At 54.6% G+C, this 19,254-nt stretch carries 20 protein-coding genes; 19 read left to right on the forward strand and 1 reads right to left on the reverse strand.

Going from position 1 to position 19,254, the window contains the following annotated elements; genetic code table 11:
* Positions 1-52: 52 nt before the first annotated feature.
* The 18 genes from K1558_RS07105 to K1558_RS07190 all read left to right on the forward strand — a co-directional run bounded on the left by K1558_RS07105 (position 53) and on the right by K1558_RS07190 (position 17,438).
* A complete protein-coding gene (locus K1558_RS07105) occupies positions 53-1,087 on the forward strand; it encodes an agmatine deiminase family protein (protein WP_238650699.1) in 1,035 nt (344 codons plus the stop codon).
* 71 nt (positions 1,088-1,158) lie between these two features.
* Positions 1,159-2,034 carry an N-carbamoylputrescine amidase gene (gene aguB / locus K1558_RS07110; RefSeq protein WP_238650700.1) on the forward strand — a complete coding sequence of 292 codons (876 nt, stop codon included), beginning with the start codon at positions 1,159-1,161 and terminating at the stop codon, positions 2,032-2,034.
* Between the two features lie 225 nt (positions 2,035-2,259).
* Positions 2,260-3,072, forward strand: coding sequence for a transporter substrate-binding domain-containing protein (locus tag K1558_RS07115; protein WP_238650701.1), 813 nt, complete (start codon positions 2,260-2,262; stop codon positions 3,070-3,072).
* A 78-nt stretch (positions 3,073-3,150) separates the two neighbouring features.
* Entirely contained in the window at positions 3,151-3,798 is a 648-nt protein-coding gene (locus K1558_RS07120) for an amino acid ABC transporter permease (protein WP_238650702.1), read from the forward strand.
* 179 nt (positions 3,799-3,977) lie between these two features.
* Entirely contained in the window at positions 3,978-4,424 is a 447-nt protein-coding gene (locus tag K1558_RS07125) for a tellurite resistance TerB family protein (RefSeq protein ID WP_238650703.1), read from the forward strand.
* 112 nt (positions 4,425-4,536) lie between these two features.
* Positions 4,537-5,133 carry a TerD family protein gene (locus K1558_RS07130; protein WP_238650704.1) on the forward strand — a complete coding sequence of 199 codons (597 nt, stop codon included), beginning with the start codon at positions 4,537-4,539 and terminating at the stop codon, positions 5,131-5,133.
* Between the two features lie 30 nt (positions 5,134-5,163).
* Positions 5,164-5,739: a TerD family protein gene (locus tag K1558_RS07135; protein ID WP_238650705.1), complete on the forward strand. Its 576-nt coding sequence runs from the start codon at positions 5,164-5,166 to the stop codon at positions 5,737-5,739.
* A 48-nt stretch (positions 5,740-5,787) separates the two neighbouring features.
* Positions 5,788-6,369 carry a TerD family protein gene (locus K1558_RS07140; protein WP_238650706.1) on the forward strand — a complete coding sequence of 194 codons (582 nt, stop codon included), beginning with the start codon at positions 5,788-5,790 and terminating at the stop codon, positions 6,367-6,369.
* A gap of 101 nt (positions 6,370-6,470) precedes the next feature.
* Entirely contained in the window at positions 6,471-7,808 is a 1,338-nt protein-coding gene (locus K1558_RS07145; protein WP_238650707.1) for a TerD family protein, read from the forward strand.
* Between the two features lie 27 nt (positions 7,809-7,835).
* The gene (locus K1558_RS07150) at positions 7,836-8,579 is read left to right on the forward strand and encodes a TerC family protein (protein WP_238650708.1); all 744 of its coding nucleotides are present in this window, start codon (positions 7,836-7,838) and stop codon (positions 8,577-8,579) included.
* Positions 8,580-8,821: 242 nt separating this feature from the next.
* Entirely contained in the window at positions 8,822-10,030 is a 1,209-nt protein-coding gene (locus K1558_RS07155; RefSeq protein WP_238650709.1) for an HpcH/HpaI aldolase/citrate lyase family protein, read from the forward strand.
* Positions 10,031-10,106: 76 nt separating this feature from the next.
* Complete coding sequence (locus K1558_RS07160; protein WP_238650970.1) at positions 10,107-11,399, forward strand: phosphoribosyltransferase family protein; 1,293 nt, start codon at positions 10,107-10,109, stop codon at positions 11,397-11,399.
* Entirely contained in the window at positions 11,399-12,553 is a 1,155-nt protein-coding gene (locus K1558_RS07165; RefSeq protein WP_238650710.1) for a cysteine protease StiP family protein, read from the forward strand. The genes K1558_RS07160 and K1558_RS07165 overlap by 1 nt, the downstream gene beginning before the upstream one ends.
* Complete coding sequence (locus tag K1558_RS07170; RefSeq protein WP_238650711.1) at positions 12,550-13,386, forward strand: HAD family hydrolase; 837 nt, start codon at positions 12,550-12,552, stop codon at positions 13,384-13,386. Before K1558_RS07165 ends, K1558_RS07170 begins: the two co-directional genes overlap by 4 nt.
* Entirely contained in the window at positions 13,383-14,444 is a 1,062-nt protein-coding gene (locus tag K1558_RS07175; protein ID WP_238650712.1) for an ATP-grasp domain-containing protein, read from the forward strand. The genes K1558_RS07170 and K1558_RS07175 overlap by 4 nt, the downstream gene beginning before the upstream one ends.
* 31 nt (positions 14,445-14,475) lie before the next feature.
* Positions 14,476-15,189, forward strand: a complete 714-nt coding sequence (locus K1558_RS07180) for a hypothetical protein (protein WP_238650713.1) — start codon at positions 14,476-14,478, stop codon at positions 15,187-15,189.
* Between the two features lie 16 nt (positions 15,190-15,205).
* Positions 15,206-16,300, forward strand: coding sequence for a toxic anion resistance protein (locus tag K1558_RS07185; protein ID WP_238650714.1), 1,095 nt, complete (start codon positions 15,206-15,208; stop codon positions 16,298-16,300).
* A gap of 349 nt (positions 16,301-16,649) precedes the next feature.
* Positions 16,650-17,438 (forward strand): formate/nitrite transporter family protein, encoded by a 789-nt coding sequence (locus tag K1558_RS07190; RefSeq protein ID WP_238650715.1) that lies wholly within the window; start codon positions 16,650-16,652, stop codon positions 17,436-17,438.
* 104 nt (positions 17,439-17,542) lie between these two features.
* Here K1558_RS07190 and K1558_RS07195 read toward each other — a convergent pair whose 3' ends face one another.
* Positions 17,543-17,995, reverse strand: a complete 453-nt coding sequence (locus K1558_RS07195; protein ID WP_238650716.1) for a rhodanese-like domain-containing protein — start codon at positions 17,993-17,995, stop codon at positions 17,543-17,545.
* Between the two features lie 112 nt (positions 17,996-18,107).
* Here K1558_RS07195 and K1558_RS07200 point away from each other — a divergent pair, with 112 nt between their 5' ends.
* Positions 18,108-18,986, forward strand: coding sequence for a LysR family transcriptional regulator (locus K1558_RS07200; RefSeq protein WP_238650717.1), 879 nt, complete (start codon positions 18,108-18,110; stop codon positions 18,984-18,986).
* Positions 18,987-19,254: the final 268 nt, after the last annotated feature.

The following is a 19,254-nucleotide window of genomic DNA, read 5'->3' on the forward strand; positions in this document are numbered from 1 at the left end:
CGGGCGTACAATACAGCCCGGCTTCAAAATACGAACAGCAGAGGTAACGATAATGTATCCAAGAGATTTACACTATACAATGCCGGCGGAGTGGGTGAAGCATGAACGGACCTTCATCTCCTGGCCGGTGCAGGATTCCATGGTGCATCCTGACAATTACGAAGCGGTTAGTGCAGGCTATGCCGAGATTATCCGGGCCATTGCCGAATTTGAGCCGGTGACCGTGATTGTCAACCCGGACGAGCTGGAAGCCGTAGAGCAATTGGCGCTAGGCGCTAATGTGACGCTGCTCCCGATCAAGCATAATGATGCCTGGCTGCGTGACAACGGTCCGACCTTCGTCGCTGGTCCGGACGGCAAGCTGGCCGGGGTGAACTGGAAATTCAATGCCTGGGGCGGCAAATACTCGCCTTGGGATCTCGATGACGCCGTAGCGCCGCAGATTCTTGAACACCAGGGGATCACCGCATTTGATGCCCCGCTGGTGATGGAGGGCGGCTCGATTCATACCGATGGTGAAGGCACGATACTGACCACCGAGGAATGCCTGCTGAACCGCAACCGCAATCCGGAACTTAGCCGTGAGGAGATTGCTGATTATGTCAAGCAATATACCGGAAGCGAGTCGATCATCTGGCTGAAGCGCGGCCTCAGCGGAGACGAGACGGACGGGCATGTTGATAATATCGCCTGCTTCGCCGCGCCCGGCAAGGTGATCATCCAGGTGTGCGAGGATCCGCAGGATGAGAACTATGCGATTACGCAGGAGAACCTGCGTATTCTGGAGCAGGCCACCGATGCCAAGGGCCGCAAGCTGGAGATTGTCCGCATCCAGCAGCCGCCCCGTGTGGACTTCGAGGGCAGCCGCCTGACGCTGAGCTATCTGAATTTCTACTTTGTGAACGGCGGTATCATTCTGCCGGTCTTCGGCGGCACGGCTGCTGAGACGGACAAGCTGGCCGAAGAGACGCTGGCCGGGCTGTTCCAAGGCCGCCGCATCCGCACGGTGAACGGCATGGCCGTCATCGGCGAAGGCGGCAATGTACACTGCACCACCCAGCAGATGCCTGCGGTGGAGGGAGCTTAACAAATGTTCACCGTAGCGACGACCAAGCTGTGAGTCCTAAGTGTTATAAGTTCATATAAGGAGGAACACCCATGAGACAAGTGAAAGTAGCTGCAACCCAAATGAGCTGTTCCGGCAACATAGATGAGAACATCCGCAAGGCGGAGACGCTGGTCAGAGAAGCTGCCGCCCAGGGCGCGCAGATTATTCTGCTCCAGGAGCTGTTCGAGACCCCGTATTTCTGCCAGAAAGAGAAGTCGGATTATTATGCCTACGCCACTGAGCTTGAGCAGAACAAGGCGGTGAACCATTTCAAGGCGGTCGCCAAGGAGCTGGCGGTGGTGCTGCCGATCAGCTTTTATGAGAAGAAGAATTATGCGCGGTACAACTCGCTGGCTGTGATTGATGCCGACGGCACCGTGCTGGGCAAATACCGCAAGAGCCACATTCCTGACGGCCCCGGCTACGAAGAGAAGTTCTACTTCAATCCGGGCGATACCGGCTTCAAGGTATGGAATACCCGTTACGCCAAAATCGGAGTCGGCATCTGCTGGGACCAGTGGTATCCTGAGGCTGCGCGCGTAATGAGCCTGATGGGCGCGGAGATTCTGTTCTATCCGACGGCGATCGGCTCCGAGCCGCAGGACGGCTCTATCGATTCCAAGGATCACTGGCAGACCTGCATGCTGGGTCATGCGGCGGCTAACCTGATTCCTGTTGTGGCCTCCAACCGGATCGGTGAAGAAATTGACGAGGATTCCAGCATTAACTTCTACGGCTCGTCGTTCATCGCCGGTCCGCAGGGCAACAAGGTGGCCGAAGCCGGACGGGATGAGCAGGCCGTGCTGGTCAGCGAGTTCGACCTGGATGCCCTTGAGGTGGGCCGGATCGAGTGGGGAATCTTCCGCGACCGCCGTCCGGAGCTGTACCGGATGATCGCTTCCTATGACGGGGATTTGACCTTTTAACGTACCCAGTACCTATGGTCTGACTATTGAGCAGCCGGAAATGCTGCCGGGATAACTTCCTGGTGCATTCCGGCTGTTTTGTTGTACCCTTCACCATTGATGTGTCACAAAATATATTTATTAATGTCATTATATATAACATTAGTAGTAAATATAATTGTCACATACGCTTTAATCTGATAAAATCTCCCTAAGTTATTTCTATAAATCAGGGGGGATTGGAGTATGAGTAGCAGCAAAAAGTGGATTGTGTCAGGTATAGTGGCATTGCTGGCTCTGGCGATTGCCGGATGCGGTGCGGACAAGAATGCCGGAGGCGGCGCAGCTGGAGAGAGCATCAAAATCGCCACCGATGCCAGTTATGCGCCGATGGAGTACATGGATACGGATACGATCAAGGGCTTCGACATTGATTTTCTTAAGGCGGTCATGGCGGAGGCGGGAATGGATTACACCGTGACCAACACAGGCTGGGATACCATGCTGACCAGTGTGAAGCAGGGCACTGAATATCAGGCGGGGGTATCCTCAGTATCGATTACAGATGAACGTAAGGAAACCTATGACTATTCCATCCCTTATTTTGAATCTACGAACATGATTATGGTTAAGGAAGGCAGCGACATTAAATCCGCCCTGGACCTGAAGGGGAAGAAGGTTGCGGTTCAGGCGGCCACTACAGCGGATGAGCTGATGAGCGGGATCATGGGCGTGGACAACGGCAACCTGAAGCGGTTCGACAGCAACGCGGTAGCGCTGATGGAGCTGAACGGCGGCGGCGCGGATGCGGTGGTAGCCGACATTGCCATCGTGAACGAATACATTAAGAACAATCCGAAGGAGAAGCTGACCGGCATTATCGACAAGGAGAATTTCGGCTCGGAGTACTACGGCATTCTGTATCCGAAGGGCAGTGAGCTGAAGGCCAAGCTGGACCCGGCAATCAAGAAGGTAATCGACAGCGGCAAATATGCGGAGATCTACAAGGAATGGTTCGGGGAAGAGCCGGATACCTCAGCGCTGTTGAACGCGCAGTAAGGATTAGGACGGCAATAACCGGGTATGCGTAATGATTGCTATTGCGCGTGCCCCTTTTTGTGAGGAGGGGAGAGTTCTATGGATTTCAGATTGGATATTATTGCTCATTATTTACCGGTCCTGCTCAAAGGAACATTGTTCACCATAGGCGTGTCGCTGGTCTCTATCCTGTGCGGGTCTCTCTTGGGGCTGTTTATCGGCTTCGGCAAAATGGCACCCAGATGGTATCTCCGCTGGCCGTTCCACGCCTATATCAACATCTTCCGTGGTACTCCGCTTTATGTGCAGATTCTGATCGTCCACTTCGGTCTGATTCCGCTGTTCTATGGCAAGACCTTTGCGCTGATGAGCGCATTTGTGGCGCTGTCGCTTAACTCTGCCGCGTATTCCGCCGAGATTTTCCGCGCCGGGATCCAGTCGATCGACCCCGGGCAGCGGGAGGCGGCGCTCTCGCTTGGAATGAACCGGCGCCAGGCGATGCGCTTCGTTATTCTGCCCCAGGCGGTCAAGCGGATGGTCCCGGCCTTCGGGAACGAGTTCATCGTCCTGGTGAAGGATTCCTCACTGCTGGCGCTGATTGCCGCCCCGGAGATTATGTACTGGAGCAACACCATGAAGGGCCAGTATCTGCGCATCTGGGAGCCGTATCTCACCGCAGCGCTGATCTATTTCATTCTGACGTACACTCTCAGCAAGCTGTTGCTTTATGTTGAACAGAAGGTGTGAAGCTGCCGGGTGCTGCGGAGGGCGCACAAAGTAGAATATTGTCATTTAATCGGTTATATTATAGGAGTAAGAATTAGACAATACGTCCATTAATGTTTAGCTGCCAGCGGTGGCGGGGAGGAGGCTCTGGGATATCTTTTTTTAAAGTATATCATTCCAAATGATAGAAGGAGAATACGATGAGCACATTCAAAAATTGGCTGAATACCACCAAAAACGGACTGACGGATCAAGTGAAGAAATTTAAAAATAAAGACTTTATGAACGCGGTAGTCGCGGGCTGCGCACTGGTGGCGGCGGCTGACGGCAAGATCGAGGATTCCGAGAAGAATAAGATGGCAGGGTATATGAACCTCAGCAACGAGCTGAAGGTATTTGACATGAGAGATGTAATTGCCCAGTTCAATTACTATGTCAGCAACTTCGAGTTCTCGCCGGAGATCGGCAAGCAGGAAGCGCTTAAGGCCATCGGGAAGTTCAACGGCAAACCGGAGGTTGGACGCTTAATTGTGGGCGTATGCTCGGCAATCGGTGCGGCTGACGGGGACTTCGATGAGCACGAGAAAGCGGTTGTGCGGAATATCTGCAGCGTGCTCGGACTCAGCCCAAGTGAATTCAGCCTGTAAGGGCAAGCTGGAATACATGTGCCAAATGGATGAAACTTAGGCCATTTCCCATCGTATCAGTGATAGAACAAACCGCAAGGCAAATTCTACTTGGAGACGGAGGTACATCAAGTTGGCTGGAATCAATCTGGTAAAAGGTCAGAAGATCGACTTGACTAAAGGCAATGCCGGTCTGTCTAACGTAATCGTAGGACTGGGCTGGGACCCCGCTGAACCGTCAAGAGGCTTCTTCGGGATCAAGAAACAGGCGAATATTGACTGCGATGCGTCTGCACTGCTGTTAAACGAGAACGGCAAGCTGACCAATAAGCTGAACCTCGTCTGCTTCCACAACAAACAGAATGCGAACAATTCCGTCGTCCACTCGGGAGATAACCTGACGGGTGAAGGTGACGGAGACGATGAACAGATCATGGTGAATCTGAAGCAGATTCCTGCCGATGTGCACAAGGTGCTGGTAGTCGTCAACATCTATGATGCGGTGAACCGCAAACAGGATTTCGGCATGATCAAATCGGCGTATATCCGGATTGTAAATGCGGCAGGCAATGCAGAATTGGTTAAGTTTAATCTGACGGATAATTACACAGGCTACACGGCGCTGATCTGCGGTGAGCTGTACCGTCACGGCGCAGAGTGGAAGTTCGCAGCCATCGGGGAAGCGGCCCACGCAGCGCATATCAATCAGCTGGCAGAACGCTATATCTAAATCCTAATTTGAGAAAAGAGGGCTCTATTCATGGCGATTAACTTATCCAAGGGACAAAAAATCGATCTGACCAAAACCAACCCCGGCTTGTCCAAAATTACCGTCGGTCTCGGATGGGATACAAACAAGTACGACGGCGGCAAGGACTTCGACCTTGATGTGTCGGTATTCCTGACCAATGCTAACGGTAAAGTGGATAAAGAAACCAACTTCATCTTCTTCAATAACATGCAGAATGAGAACAGCTCGGTTGTTCATACCGGCGACAACCGTACCGGTGAAGGTGACGGGGATGATGAGCAGGTTAAGGTAGATTTGGCTAACGTTCCGGCTGATGTGGATAAAATTGCGTTCACGATTACAATCTATGAAGCGGAGTCCAGAAGCCAGAACTTCGGACAAGTCTCCCGTTCCTATGTGCGTATCGTCAATGATGCAAACAGTGAAGAGCTGGTCCGCTTTGACCTGGGCGAAGACTTCTCCGTGGAGACCGGCGTAGTGGTCGGCGAACTATACCGTAATGGTGCAGAATGGAAGTTCAATGCCATCGGCAGCGGCTACAAGGACGGCCTGGCCGGACTGACACGCGATTACGGCCTGCAATAAGCCGGTAAGCTTTGAATTGAATCTTTTAAGGAAAGAGGGTTTTTGACAGTGACGATCAGTCTTTCCAAAGGACAGCGGATTGATCTTACCAAGACCAATCCGGGTCTGACGAAAGTAGTTGTAGGACTGGGCTGGGATACCAACAAATACAGCGGCGGCAATGACTTCGACCTTGATGCGTCGGCATTTCTGCTGCATGAGGACGGCAAGGCCAAGGGTGAGGACGATTTCGTCTTCTATAACAACCCCAGCGGCGGCAAAGGCTCTATAACCCATACAGGGGATAACCGTACCGGTGAAGGCGAAGGGGACGATGAGCAGATTATCGTTGACTTCAGCCTGGTGCCGGCGAACATCCAGCGGATCGGGATTACGGTTACCATCTATGATTATGAAGCCCGTGCGCAGAACTTTGGACAAGTCTCCAATGCGTTTGTACGCGTGGTGGATGCTACAAGTGACCGCGAGGTGCTGCGGTTCGATCTCGGCGAGGATTTCTCCACCGAGACGGCTGTGGTCTTCTGCGAGTTCTACCGCCACGGAGCGGACTGGAAGTTCCAGGCGATCGGCAGCGGCTTTGCCGGCGGACTCGGCGCACTCTGCAAGAATTACGGACTGGATGCACAGTAGTCACAGCTTAGCTTGTAAGGCGGGATCTTTACGATCCTGCCCTTTTTATACACAAAACTGGTGAAGCTTGCGCTCTATCTATCGGCAAAGGTGGCAAACGAATGAGTACAGAAGTAGTCAAAGGACAGAAAGCAGACCTGACCAAAGGGAACCCCGGGCTCCGCAATATCACGGTGGAGATCGGGTGGAAGGCTCCGTCTTCTATGGATATTGATGCTTCCGCATTCCTGCTTGGAGATGGGGGGAAGGTGAGCGGGGACGACGATCTGATCTTTTACAATAACCCGTCCACCTCTTATATCACTTATAAGGATGTTCCGGGGACGGCTGCGGGCGGCCGGAAGCAGTTTGCCGTTGCGCTGGACCGGATTCCGGCTCATATCCAGAGGATCGCCTTCACGCTTACCCTGTATGATGGCGAGAACCGCAGGCAGAGCTTCGGGCAGATGAGCGAGGCGGACTGCCGGATCCTGGATCAGGCAAGCGGGATGTCTGTTCTGCGGTGTAACCTTGGAAACCAGTTCTCTGTAGAGACAGCAGTTGTGGTTGGAGAATTATATAGATACGGCCAAGAATGGAAATTCAATGCGATTGTTGCCGGCTTCTCAGGCGGGCTGAAGGCGCTCTGCGGCAACTATGGCATCGAGGTGGAGGATGAGCCGGCTCCGGCCCCTGTTCCGCCTCCGAAGCCGCCGGAGCGTACAGCAGCACCGCCGGAGCGCACCCCGCTCCAAGTGCCGCCGCGCACGGAGCCGTCCTCCAGGCCGAATATTGTCATCCCTCCTCCGCCTGGAGCTGCACAGAGGCAGGAGCCTGAACCTCCGCCGGGGGTGAATCTCAATCTGAAGAAGATTGAGCTGAAGAAGAAGGGCGATTCGATCAACCTGAAGAAGTCAGCCTCCGGTCTGGGAGAGCTGTTGATCAACCTGAACTGGAACCAGAAGCAGGGCGGCGGGCTGTTCAGCCGCGGCAAAGGCGGAGTCGATCTGGATCTTGCCTGCCTGTTCGAACTGAAGAACGGTGCCAAAGGGGTTGTGCAGGCGCTGGGCAATGCCTTCGGCAGCCTGCAGCAGCCGCCCTATATTATGCTGGATGGAGATGACCGGACGGGTTCCGTAACATCCGGCGAGAATCTGCGTATAAACGGAAGTAAGGTTTCGCAGATTGAGAGAATCCTGGTGTTTGCCTTCATCTACAAGGGCGTCACCAACTGGTCCGAGGCGGATGGGGTGGTTACCCTGAAGCAGGATGGCGGGCCGGATATCGTTGTACATCTGGACGAGCATAACAACCGTAAGGGCATGTGCGCCATTGCAATGATCCGGAATGTGGAGGGCGAGACCTTCAGCATCGAGCGTCTCGTGCAATATTTCAGCGGTCATAGGGAGATGGATGAGGCTTATGGCTGGGGGCTTCGCTGGGTAGCGGGAAGCAAATAATTTGATATCACCGGAGGCGCAAGTGGAATGGACTGGTTCAGTGATTTTTTTAGGAGTATCGGTGAGAATTACGGGCATTTCTTCTCATGGAGTGATATTGCAGGGACGCTATCCGACCCTGTCAGCTGGGGGATTATCGGGAGTCTGATCCTGCTGGAAGGTCTGCTCTCTGCAGATAACGCGCTCGTGCTGGCGGTTATGGTTAAGCACTTGCCGAAGGAGCAGCAGCGTAAGGCTTTGTTCTACGGGATACTCGGTGCTTATTTATTCAGATTCCTGGCGATTGGTCTGGGAACCTATCTCGTCAAATTTACGCTGGTTAAGGTGCTTGGGGCCTTGTATCTCTTCTATATTGCCTACAAAGGGTTGTTCAAGGGCAGCGGTGAAGATGGCGAGGTTAAGAATAAAGGCGCCTCTTTCTGGAAGACGGTACTCCTGGTTGAATTAATGGATATTGCGTTCAGTATTGACAGCGTGGTGGCTGCATTCGGTCTGAGCAGTGAGGTCTGGGTGCTCTTCCTGGGCGGTATTCTCGGCGTGCTGATGATGCGCGGCGTGGCGCAGGTCTTCCTCAAGCTGATTGCCAGATATCCTGAACTGGAACAGACTGCATTTATACTGATTGCCCTGATTGCCGGTAAAATGCTGGCCGGTGCATTCGGCTATGAAATGCCGCATGTGTTATTCTTCGGTATTCTGATCGTAGTGTTTGTAGGCACAATCCTGTACAGCGCCAGCAAACGCAAAAAAGAGGAAGGCCGCAAAGCCTGATTCATCTGAAATCAGCCTGATTTGCATCATTCATATTTTATTGCTGTACAGGAAGGCGGGGGTTCACGGGAAGGGTGGACCCCAGCGTGCTTCCGGGTAATCGTTATATTGTTATAGCTTGGCCTTTGTTGTTTGAGATAGCCGGATGCCGTCCCTTAAGAGGACGGCATATTCGGTTCTGCTGGTCTTTACAATCGGGGCTATTCGTTTTGTGCATTGCACAACATTAAGGAGGAAGGGCCTTGAGATATTTCGATTACCTTACGCCAGAACAGGAAGCCTCATTATTCCATGTTCCGCCGGTCTCATTTGATCATACTACCTGCAAGGATTTACTCGCTTACGCCGTCGGAGCAGCCCTCTACATGCCTGCTACCCGTTCCAGTGTTGCCGAAGATATTATTAAGCTTAGAGCTTCGGGGCTCGTAACGGTAATCATAGATCTGGAGGACGCTATAGGGGATGGCGAAGTGGATTATGCCGAAGAATCGGTCGTCAGGCATCTGGCGTTCCTGTCCGCTTATGCGGAGAATGAGCCGGGGGCGCAGGGCAGTCTTCCGCTGTTATTCATCCGCGTGCGTAACCCGGAGCAGCTCCGGGATCTGATCTTCCGGCTGGGGTCACTGATTACGATGCTGACCGGCTTTGTTTTCCCCAAGTTCTCCGTTGATAACGGCACGGATTATTTCGAGGCCATTGCCGATTACAATCATACACGGAGCTATTCCGATCCGGTGCTCTACGGAATGCCGATTCTGGAGAACGCACCGATTATCTACCGGGAGAGCCGGATGAATACCTTGCTTGCGATCCGCAGTCTGCTGGGAAATTACCGCGAGTATGTGTTGAATGTCAGAATTGGAGCCACCGACTTCTCCAGCCTGTTCGGGCTCCGGCGCAGCCCGGATACCAGTATCTATGATCTGACGCCGATCCGTGACTGCATGTCGGATATCATTAACGTATTTGGCCGTGTGGAGGAAGGATACGTGATCTCGGGACCGGTGTGGGAGTATTTTGCCAGCAAAGGACACCGGGTACTGCGCCCGCAGCTTCGCGAGACCCCCTTCGAGGATACCTACGGCAAGCATGGCCGCGAGATGCGCAACAACTTCATCTCAAGCTCGATGGACGGGCTGTTCCGGGAAGTGATTCTGGACAAGGAGAACGGGATTGTAGGGAAAACCATCATTCATCCCTCCCATCTCAGACCTGTGCAGGCGATGTACACCGTGATGCATGAGGAGTATGTGGATGCCTTAAGTATTGTGGAGAGCAACGATGGCAGCCGCGGGGTGTTCAAGAGTGAATATTTCAATAAAATGAATGAAATCAAGCCGCATTTGAACTGGGCCAGACGCATTCTATTACGATCTCAAATATACGGGGTGTTACATGAACAACAGCATTTTGTCGGACTTCTGCCCGAGAACGAATATACACACGTTTAATATCGTCGAGAATCTGCAGGTTACGGTAACGGAGACCTCCAACCCTTTTCATATGCCTGTGGAAGCCCTGTTCTCTATGGCCGCCCGGATCAACAAGAAACGTTCTTTCCTATTCGTCAGTAAGGTGCTTGGCAAGCATATTCCAGTCAATCCTTATACCCCGCTGCTTAGCGGCGCGGCCCTGGCTTTACTTCTATACCGGGAGAGAGGCGGGGAAGCCGCCAGCCCGGAAGTTATGGACCGGCTGATGGACCAGGCCGTCCACGGACTAATCCATCCTGATCGTGCGGAGGAAGCCTATCATGCGCTGCTGGCTGCACGCCTGGTGCTGCCTGAGCCGGTTCTGTTTATGGGATTTGCGGAGACGGCGACGGCCCTGGGGCACAGCATGTACCATGCGTTCGCCGGTGGAGCGGCTTACATCCATACAACCCGTGAGCAGATTCCCGAGCTGGAATCGGTGGTTACCTTCGAAGAGGAGCACTCCCATGCGGTAAACCATCTCTGTTATGCGCTGGCTGCGGGCCTGTTGTCCGGTACTGAGCCGGTTGTGCTGGTGGACGATGAGATTACGACCGGCAACACAGCGATCAATACAATCCGTGACATCCAGTCCAAGTTCCCGCGCCGGGAATATGTAGTGGCTTCACTGCTGGACTGGCGGAGCGGCAGGAATATTCAGGCTTACCGGGAGCTGGAACAGGAGCTGGGTATCCAGATTACGGCGCTGTCTCTTCTTCAGGGAACCATTGAGGTTCAAGGCACCCCGCTGCTGTCGCCTGCAGGTGATAACGGGGCTTCCCGGCCTTCCGGTGAGGCGGAATTAGTAACGACTTATGTCTTAGACGGCTTGGAGCGTCTTCCGGTCACCTCGGTGGACGGGCAAGGGATGGTGAATCCGGCTCCCTACTTGAAGCACAGCGGCCGCTTCGGACTGGAATCTGCCGATAATGCGCAGCTTGATGCCGGTGTAAGCCGGGTAGCCGGTCAGCTCCGTGGACTCCGGGAAGGCTCCCGCACCCTGGTGATGGGCGTTGGCGAGTTCATGTATCTGCCGATGCGGATTGCGGCAGAGATGGGCGAAGGCATCGCTTATCAATCCTCTACCCGCAGTCCGATCCATCCGGAGCGGCGTGCGGATTACGGGGTACACAGCGCTGCCGGGTATCCGTCCCCGGGGGATGCGGAGATTATGAACTTCATCTATAACATAGATCCCGGCCAATATGACGAGATCTTCGTCCTGCTGGAGCGTGAGGTGCCCCGTGAGCGGATTGCCCCAATGACAGATATTCTACAGAGGCTGGCCGGCAATAAGGTCCACCTTGTTGTGCTCGCCTCAGAACCAGAGACGGGAGGCTTATGCTGATGAAGGCAATAGAGCTTGATGCGATCAAGAACAAGAGTATTTCTCCTCCGGTTCCGCTGGGCAGCTACCCGGCTTCCGATGTAACCTTCCTGCTGAAGGACCTCAGCGATGTGTCGCTGGAGCGGGGAACGGCTGAGCGGGAGGAGGCGATCCAATCCGGAGTGCATTATTCGGAGATGCTTCCGGTAGAGTATCAGCCGACAGAGCAGTACATCGGACTGTTCCATGACACGCTGCGGCATACGGCCGGGAAGGTGGCTCTGGCTGTAGCGGTTGTCTCCGAGATGATTGTCGCCCGGCGGGGGATAGCGAATACCGTGCTCGTCTCCCTGGCGAGAGCGGGTACACCGATCGGGGTGCTCATCAAACGGTATATCCTTGCGCAATATGGGGCCGATCTTCCGCACTACAGCATCTCGATTATCCGCGGCAAAGGCATTGACGAGAACGCCATCCTGTATATGCTGCAGCAGCATGGGGCAGAGGCCGATTTGCAGTTCATTGACGGCTGGACCGGGAAGGGGGCCATCCGCCAGGTGCTGATTGAGGCTTGTGAGAGCATGTACACCAAATACGGCATCAAGCTGAATGATGATCTGGCTGTACTAGCCGACCCGGGGTATTGCTCCGGCACCTTCGGCACCCGGGAGGATTATCTGATCCCCAGCGCCTGCCTGAATTCCACGGTGTCCGGCCTGATGAGCCGCACTGTGCTGCGTGATGATCTGATCGGGCCGGAGGAATTCCATGGGGCCAAATTCTACAGGGAATGGCTGGACAGCGATCTGTCGAATGTATTCGTGGATACGATTACCCCGCATTTCCCGGCAGTGGCGGCAGAGGCGAACCGCCAGGCGTCTGAGATGCTTGCACACCCGCCGGAGATCACCTGGCAGGGGCTGGCGGATATCCGCAGCATCCAGGAGACCTTCGGCATTGACAATATTAATCTGGTGAAGCCGGGGGTGGGCGAGACGACCCGCGTTCTGCTGCGCAGAGTGCCTTGGAGAATTCTTGTCGACCGGCTGGATAATCCCAATCTGCGGCATATCCTCCTGCTGGCTGAAGACCGCGGTGTACCGGTGGAGGTCTACCCCGGGCTGGCCTATTCCTGCTGCGGCATCATCAAGCCGCTGAAAGGGGAGAGTGAATGATCTACGCCAGCGATCTGGACCGCACCCTGATCTACTCGCTTAATGCAATAGGCGTTCCGGAGGATACGCCCGGTCTCGTTCCGGCAGAGGTGGTCGAAGGCCGGACGGTATCGTATATCTCCCGGCAGGCTCTGGCAACACTGAAAGAGCTGGCTGACAGAATCGTGTTCATGCCCGTAACAACGCGCACGATTGCGCAGTACCGCCGGATTAACCTGTTCCAGGAGACGCTCATTCCCGATTATGCCATCACCAGCAACGGGGGCAATATTCTCGTGGGCGGAGTGGTGGATGAGGAGTGGCGTGCAGCAGTCGGCCGCCGGGTAGCCTGCGGCTCCGCTGCTGCTGAGGAGGCGGGGAGGCTCGTGCACTCTGTCGTGCGGGACGAATGGATCATCACCGAGCGCTATTGCGATGAGCTGTTCTATACCTTCGTGGTGCACCGGGAGGCTCTGCCGCCGGATGAGATTGCCCGTATGGCCGGGAGGCTGGACAGCCTGGGCTGGAAGGTATCGCTGCAGGGCCGCAAGCTGTATATCGTGCCGGAGGCTGTGAACAAAAGCGACGCCATCCATCATGTCCGGCGCACCGTGCATGCCGAGCCGATGGTCGCTTCAGGAGATTCCCTTCTGGACAAAAGCCTGCTTGCCGCGGCGGACTATGCTATCGTCCCCTGCCACGGAGAAATATTTGCCGAGCAGCAGGCGGGTCTAGTACACTTAGAGTATCCATTTACGAAGCAATCGGGTGTTTTTGCCGGGGATGAGATTCTGCAGTATGTCCAAGAGATTTATACTAATCTGACAGCATTGGGAGTTGGGCCGCAGCAATGAAGAAGGTCAATATATATTTTAACCGCTGGTTCTCCGTGGCGTATCATTACATGAATCTCATCCGCAGCAATGAAGACGGTATTCCGGTACAGATTTTCGCTACCCACCCGGACATCCGCCATATGTCGCTGCAGGGCGCGGATGTGGCCGGGACCGAACCCGCGCTTACCGGCATTGAATACGTGCAGTTCTGCGTTGATTTCTGCCGCCGCAACGAGATCGATATCTTCATCCCCCGGCTGCATATGCTCGATATTGCCCTGCACCTCTCCCTGTTCGACGCCGTCGGCACGAAGGTGCTGGTCTGCCGCGACCTGGACCTGCTGGAGATGCTGATGGACAAGGGCAAATTCTATGAGAGCGTCAAGGCGACCGGAATTATGACGATTCCTGATTACCATGTGGTCAGTAATGCGGAGCAATTCAGGGAAGCTTATGAGGATCTCGCCGCCAAGGGACATAAGGTGTGCTTCAAGCCTACTGAGACCGAGGGCGGCCTCGGGTTCCGGATCATCGACAATGACCGCAATCCGCTGGAGGAGCTGTTCGGCCATGTGACGCCGCTGATCTCCTTCGGGGAGGCCTACCGCATTCTTGCGGAAGCGGAGAGCTTCCCGGATCTGATGGTGATGGAGCTGCTGGAGGGCTATGAATACAGCATTGACTGTCTGGCGGATGAGCACGGCAGCCTGCTCGCGGCGGTGCCGCGGCGCAAGGCGGGCGGACGCCTGCGGCTGATGGAGCATGTTCCCGAGCTGCTGGAGGTCGCCCGCAGGACGGCGGAGACCTACCGGATTCCCTTCAATTTCAATATCCAGATGAAGTACAGCGGCGGTGTGCCGAAGCTGCTGGAGATTAACCCGCGGATGTCGGGCGGTTTGCACATCTCCTGTCTGTCCGGCATCAACTTCCCGTACCTGGCTGTCAAAAGCGCTCTGGGCGGCGAGGTCAAGCCTGCTGCGTTCGAGCACAATGTTCTGGCCAGTCATGTGGAGCAGCCGCTGATTATGAGAACAAACGGGGATTCCGTCATCACGGAATCCCTGAATGGAGCGTGACCGGATTCACGCTCATACGAGGTGAGAGGGAATGCAAGCTAAATTCAGAGTATTGGTATATGCCGGTGCCGGTTATGTCCTGGCTGTTCTGACCAGCGGATTTCTGCCTGAGCTGGTCTCGCTGCTGCTTCCGGTTGCCGGGGCCGCACTGGCGCTGCCGGAGTTCCGGCGGTCCAGAGTGAATCTTCCGGTTGAGGTGATCCCTGCCGGACAGGAGCCGAAGGCCGTTGCCGGGGGGGCAGGCGCTGCGCCGCAGACTCCGTCCGCTGCCGGGCTGCCCGCCGCGGCGGGACAGGCCTCCCCGGCCCAGCCCGGAGCCGGACACGGGGGAGAGACGCCAATCGGAGCGGAGTTCGCTCCGGTGGTGGAGTACCTTAGTATCCTGGAGGATATGATTATCTCCGAGGGGCAGAAGGATACACTGGATAATGAGATTGTCGAGAAGTCGCTGGCGCTGTTCGCCAGGCTGCAGCGCGTAATTCCGCTGCTGCAGGAGCTGGGCAACGGCGAGATCAACCATACGGTCCGCAGGCTGGTGCTTAAGGATCTCAACGGGGTGATTAATCCGTTCCTGCGCCTGGGCGGCGAAGCCAAGACCAAGAACCGCAGAATGCTGCTGAACGGTCTGCGCGATGTGGATTCCAAAATATCCGATATCGCGTCCACGATTGAGCACAAAGACCTGATGGAGCTTCAGACCAAGGCGGAGCTGATTCATCAGCGCTACAACAGCTCCGAACTATAGGAAGAGGAGGAGAACCATGTCCACACAATTAATTGAGCTTAAGAAGGAAGATGAGCAAAAGGTCGTTCAGGAAGCTTCCCAATTAATCGAGCAGGTTGCCAAGACGGATACCGTAGCCCTGGATTCCCTGATGGATGATATCGGGAGGCTTGGCGTGAAGACACAGGAGAAGGCGGGACAGACCTTGAAGCTGCTGGACCGCCCGGTCAATGACCTGATGAGCGGCAAGCGGGTGGAAGTGCCGAACATGATTATGAAGCTGCGGAATGAATGTGAGACACTGCAGCAGAGCAAGAATGTCAGCTTCTTCGGCAAAATGCTGCGCAAAAGCCCGCTGAAGAATTACGTCTACAAATATCAGTCGGTCCGCACCAACATTGATGCCATCATCACCGGTCTGCGTGACGGCCGTGATACGCTGGAGGAGAGCATTGTTAATATGCGCCAGCTTAAGCGCACCTCCATGGAGGAGATCTATAACCTCCAGACCAAGATCGCCTTCGGCAACAAGTTGAAGGAGCTGTTCGAAGCCGAGATCGCGAAGCCGGAGAATGAATCCCGCAAAGCGTATCTGGAGCGCGGGCTCCGCAAGGTGATGGTGCGGATTCAGTCCATGACCGAGATGATTCTGCTCTATAATCAGGCAATTGCTGCAACAGATATCATCAACGACAACAATGACAAGCTGATCGATTCTGTCAATAACGCGATTGACAAGACATCGAACCTGATTACCGTCTCGGCGATGATTGCCATGTCCCTGGCCGATCAGGAGAATGTCATCAACGCGGTGGAAGCGACCAACAAGACCATCGAAGATCAGTTCAAGGAGAATGCGCGGCTGCTGCGCACCACAACAGAGAAGACAACAGAGCTGCTCTCCAAGCCGTCCATGTCGCTCGAAGCCGTGAACCAGGCTATAGGCGATCTGCTCAGTGCTCTGGATACCTCGGAGCAATCCAACCGGCGGATCATCGAGAGCTGCCAGGATTACACCTCCAAGATGTCCACCATCAACACCCAGCTCAGCAACCGGCTGGGACTGAACGAAGGCTCACAGCCGCAGGCCCTGAAGCAGGCGGAGAACGGGCTGAGCAGCTTTTTGAACTGATGATTTGATTGGCAGCGATTAGATAGTCATTCATATTGCTCTGCTCTTCCTCATAAGTTGTCACTAAGGCGACCTATGGGGGAGAGGATAAGCGGATGATGATTCTGGGATGCTTGATCGTAGTGCTTATCATCGTAGCCAGCAGTGAGAAGGCAGAAACGATCGCCATGCTGAATGACCGGGATGATAATGGCTGCTGAAGCAGTGCAGTAGAGTGCGAGCAGACTCCATGAATATTGACGTTCTGTGATTCAAGCAATTTCCAGTGGTTTATTGGGTATAATAACCTGGAGGCTGTACATCAGCCTCTCATAATCACTGAAAATACGAAGCGGATACGGAGGTACAAGTGGAGAACGAGGCACTGCTGCAGGTTGAGAAGCTGGCACTGAAGAAACAAAGGATCTTCCGGCAAAGCGTATGGCGGTATATTGCCAGAGCCATGCTGGCCAGCATGTTTATCGGATTTGGCGTTATCGTAGCCTTCAAGACCGGCAACTTCTTCTACATGGAACACTCGCCGATGACCTATCCGATGGCTGCGATCACATTCGGCGCAGCCATCATCCTAATTTCCTATGGTGGAGGGGATTTGTTCACCGGAGACACATTCTATTACACGTACGCGGCGCTCAGACGCAAGCTGGCCTGGACCGAGGTTGTGCGGATGTGGGTGGTCAGCTATCTCGGGAATATCCTTGGAGCTACAGCGTTTGCTCTGCTTATTTTTCTGACGGGATTGTTCTATGATTCCTCGGTGAACGGGTTCCTGCTGAATGTAGTAGCCCACAAGATGGAAGCCCCGGCGCTGCAGCTGTTCTTCCGGGCCATTCTCTGTAACTGGCTCGTCTGCCTGGCCTTCTTCGTGCCAATGTCGATGAAGCATGACGGAGCCAAAATGTTCGCGATGGTGCTCTTCGTATTCTGCTTCTTCATCTCCGGGTATGAGCACAGCATCGCCAATATGTGTACCTTCGCCATTGCCCTTGTCCTGGACCATCCCGGAACGATCTCCTGGGGAGGCGTCGTGCACAATCTGGTTCCGGTCACCTTGGGCAATCTCATCGGCGGCGGTGTGCTGATGGGCGTTATGTATTATTATGTCAACAAGCCGTTCCTGGATGAGGAATCCCACTGACCGGCAATGGACCATATAAAGACACAACAGCGGTTCCCCGGTAATTGGGGAAGCGCTGTTGCTGCTTGTACGGGAGGCAGTATAAACTCAGAGAATTGGAGAGCTTACAAGGATTCGCCGGAGATGTTCCAGTATAAGGGGGCGTTCTCTTTAAGTGTGCCTTCCAGTGTGCCGCCTTCCTTACGCCAGTATTCGATGCCTCCGAGCATCTCCTTAACCGAATATCCCTGGGCGGCCAGCCGCGCAGCGGCTCCAGTGGCCCCGTTGCAGGCGGGCCCCCAGCAATAGACGACCAGCACCTCTTCTTTGGACAGCTCCGGCGATTTATTGTGTATCCGCCCGTAGGGCAGAGAGAGGGCTCCCGGCAGATGGGCTTCAGCGTAAGAGCGGGCATCGCGGACATCGATCAGCCGGAAGGCTGCTACACCTTCACGAAGATCGTAAGCGACATCGGCCACATCGGTCTCGAAAGCTGCTTTGGCTGCGAAGTGGGCTGCTGCCTCCGCCGGGTCTGCTGCCGGAACGGCCAGCACCAGGGATTTTGCCTGTGTTTTCATGGGAATTCCTCCTTGAGATGGGTTGGTTTCAGTATACTAAGGATTTATAATTAGAATTATTTATAGTTCGTAATAATAAATATAGATAATAATGATAATACAGGAGGACGGCATGGAGTTAACGTATCTACGGACCTTTTGTACGGTGGTGGATAAGGGGAGCTACACCCGGGCAGCAGATGAGCTTGGCTACGCCCAGCCGAGTGTGACCGCGCAGATTGCCAAGCTGGAGGCGTTGTATGGCGCCACACTGCTGGAACGTTCAGGCCGGGGGATGGTGCCCACCTTTGCCGGCCGCAATCTGCTCCCGTATGCGCGGCAGATGCTGGCGCTGAGTGAGGAAGCCAAGGCGGTGATTACGGGCGGGGACCAGGGAATGCTGAACATTGGCTCGATTGAGACACTGGCCGCCTACTATCTGCCTCCCCGGCTCCACCGCTACCGTGAGCAGTATCCAGGAATGCAGCTAAGGGTGCAGCCCGGTTCCGAGGCGGATATCATTACAGCGGTTATGGACAGGTCTGTTCAATTCGGCTTGATCTTCGATGCGGCTTATTCAGCGGAGGAGCTAATCACTCTGCCGCTGCGTGAAGAGGCGCTGTATGTGGTAACCCATCCGCAGCATCCCTTGGCTGCCGGGCAGGAAGTTACCCCGGAGCAGCTGGAGGGAGAGATGCTCGTGCTGACAGAGCATACCTGCACCTACCGGAAGCAATTGCTGCAGGTACTCAGAGAATCCGGCGTTACTGCCCGTGAGGGCATGGAGTTCGGGAACCTGGAGGGGATCAAGCAGGCGGTGAAGCACGGCTGGGGAACGGGATTCCTGCCGCGTTATGCGGTGGAAGAGGAGCTGCGCACGGGTGCATTGACCGGCATTCCTCTGAAAGGACAAAGAGAGCCGTTCTACATTCAACTGATCTACCGTAAAGAGCTGCATCTCTCTCCAGCGTTCATCCAGTTCATTGCAGAGCTTAAGCAACCCGGAAACTAACGAAGAAATAGGAACATAATCATCCTAGCAGGCGGGAGGTGCTGGTTCTGTATATCCGTTCATCATCAGGGCTACCGAAACTGGGCAAGTAGCGGGAATGAGGTGCATAAATGCACTTGATTTCGTAATTAGTTGGAATATTGAGTTAATAAAGAGTATTAGTACACCTAAATTCCACAAAAGCTACCCTACCCCGAATGAAGTGTGAATAGACAGCCACGCAAAAAAAGGATTCAGCCCCAACTTCGGCTGAATCCTTCTCACGTCC

The sequence above is a fragment of the Paenibacillus piscarius genome (assembly GCF_022234545.1).
GTDB classification, from domain to species: Bacteria; Bacillota; Bacilli; order Paenibacillales; family Paenibacillaceae; genus Paenibacillus_AQ; species Paenibacillus_AQ piscarius.

Bases quoted from the DNA above. Each gene is read 5' to 3' on its own strand.
- K1558_RS07105 (WP_238650699.1), top strand. From the start codon at position 53: ATGTATCCAAGAGATTTACACTATACAATGCCGGCGGAGTGGGTGAAG.
- aguB (WP_238650700.1), top strand. From the start codon at position 1,159: ATGAGACAAGTGAAAGTAGCTGCAACCCAAATGAGCTGTTCCGGCAAC.
- K1558_RS07115 (WP_238650701.1), top strand. From the start codon at position 2,260: ATGAGTAGCAGCAAAAAGTGGATTGTGTCAGGTATAGTGGCATTGCTG.
- K1558_RS07120 (WP_238650702.1), top strand. From the start codon at position 3,151: ATGGATTTCAGATTGGATATTATTGCTCATTATTTACCGGTCCTGCTC.
- K1558_RS07125 (WP_238650703.1), top strand. From the start codon at position 3,978: ATGAGCACATTCAAAAATTGGCTGAATACCACCAAAAACGGACTGACG.
- K1558_RS07135 (WP_238650705.1), top strand. From the start codon at position 5,164: ATGGCGATTAACTTATCCAAGGGACAAAAAATCGATCTGACCAAAACC.
- K1558_RS07145 (WP_238650707.1), top strand. From the start codon at position 6,471: ATGAGTACAGAAGTAGTCAAAGGACAGAAAGCAGACCTGACCAAAGGG.
- K1558_RS07150 (WP_238650708.1), top strand. From the start codon at position 7,836: ATGGACTGGTTCAGTGATTTTTTTAGGAGTATCGGTGAGAATTACGGG.
- K1558_RS07160 (WP_238650970.1), top strand. From the start codon at position 10,107: ATGGCCGCCCGGATCAACAAGAAACGTTCTTTCCTATTCGTCAGTAAG.
- K1558_RS07165 (WP_238650710.1), top strand. From the start codon at position 11,399: ATGAAGGCAATAGAGCTTGATGCGATCAAGAACAAGAGTATTTCTCCT.
- K1558_RS07170 (WP_238650711.1), top strand. From the start codon at position 12,550: ATGATCTACGCCAGCGATCTGGACCGCACCCTGATCTACTCGCTTAAT.
- K1558_RS07175 (WP_238650712.1), top strand. From the start codon at position 13,383: ATGAAGAAGGTCAATATATATTTTAACCGCTGGTTCTCCGTGGCGTAT.
- K1558_RS07180 (WP_238650713.1), top strand. From the start codon at position 14,476: ATGCAAGCTAAATTCAGAGTATTGGTATATGCCGGTGCCGGTTATGTC.
- K1558_RS07185 (WP_238650714.1), top strand. From the start codon at position 15,206: ATGTCCACACAATTAATTGAGCTTAAGAAGGAAGATGAGCAAAAGGTC.
- K1558_RS07195 (WP_238650716.1), bottom strand. From the start codon at position 17,995: ATGAAAACACAGGCAAAATCCCTGGTGCTGGCCGTTCCGGCAGCAGAC.
- K1558_RS07200 (WP_238650717.1), top strand. From the start codon at position 18,108: ATGGAGTTAACGTATCTACGGACCTTTTGTACGGTGGTGGATAAGGGG.